Source organism: Vibrio sp. Vb0349 (assembly GCF_033338975.1).
Genome location: NZ_JAWOTS010000441.1, coordinates 1 through 1,045 on the forward strand (window position 1 = coordinate 1; position 1,045 = coordinate 1,045).

The 1,045-nt window shown below is 48.0% G+C and carries 1 protein-coding gene and 1 pseudogene; both read right to left on the reverse strand.

Features of this window, described 5'->3' with window-relative positions; all coding sequences use genetic code 11:
* Window positions 1-661, reverse strand: a pseudogene (locus tag R7Q47_RS26455) (putative 2-aminoethylphosphonate ABC transporter permease subunit); the annotation flags it as partial.
* A gap of 8 nt (window positions 662-669) precedes the next feature.
* A partial coding sequence (locus R7Q47_RS26460; RefSeq protein WP_318090286.1) for a TOBE domain-containing protein occupies window positions 670-1,045 on the reverse strand: 376 nt, incomplete at its 5' end.

Genomic DNA, 1,045 nt, shown 5'->3' on the forward strand with positions numbered 1-1,045 from the left:
TGCTGATCAAACCGTATTTCGCCGCAGGTAACGTCACCATAAAAAAGGTCTTCATCGGTGAGGTTTTTAGAGCACGAGCGGCCTCATACAAACGGGCATCGGAAGTACGCAGCGAAGTGGTCAAAATCATCAGAGCATGAGGAAAGGTCCAAAAGATCAACCCCATTGAAATACCAATCACACCATACACTGAGTGACCACCAAGTAGCTCTTTTGCAACCCCTTGATTGCCAAAGAGGAAGAGCAAGCTGATCGCTGGCAAAAGTGAGGGAGCAAGGATTGGAGCGGTACCTAAGATGTGAAATAGACCTTTAAATGGCATGCATGAACGCGTGAGTGCGTAAGCGTAACCAAAGGCCAGAATACCGACCACCGTCGTTACAACGAGTCCCAAACTAAACGTATTACCAACGGAAACCCACAAGCTTGAAGAAGAAAAATAAGTCGCAAAGTTGGCTAACCCAACAAACTCGCCATCGCTGTTTTGTACGCTTTTGGCCAGCATCGCCCACAATGGCATCAAGATGAACAAGATCATCATCGTGGAAAGACCCGCCAACAAGCCAAACAGCACGATATTGTCGCGGCTAATGCGTCCCATCATTGATTTCGCTTTGTCTTGAGTCGTCAGGCTATTCATCGTCATTGTCTTCGCATCCATGTTTGCACCTATGCCGCCAACGCTTTTGTAAACGCATTCCCCTGAGAAGGGATTACATAGCCGTGCAAGCCACTTTCCAAGAACTGGATGTAACGCACATCACCAATGCGAACATTGAGGTTTTGCACCGTCTCGACTGGCACATCAACAACAATTGGTTTCGCTTGGCTGTCGTTTTGTAGCTCACAATCCACACGGAAAAATGCCCCCAAAAACTCGGTAGCGGTAATGCGTACAGGCAGCGAGTTGCGGTAGTTTTCGACAAACTTGATGTTCTCGGGACGCACCGCCAAATCAAAGCGGTCACCACGTTGAATCTTACGATTGGTTAAACTTGGTGCTGGCAGTAGAGTCTCAGCAATACGCACCTGAGATTCGGTCACA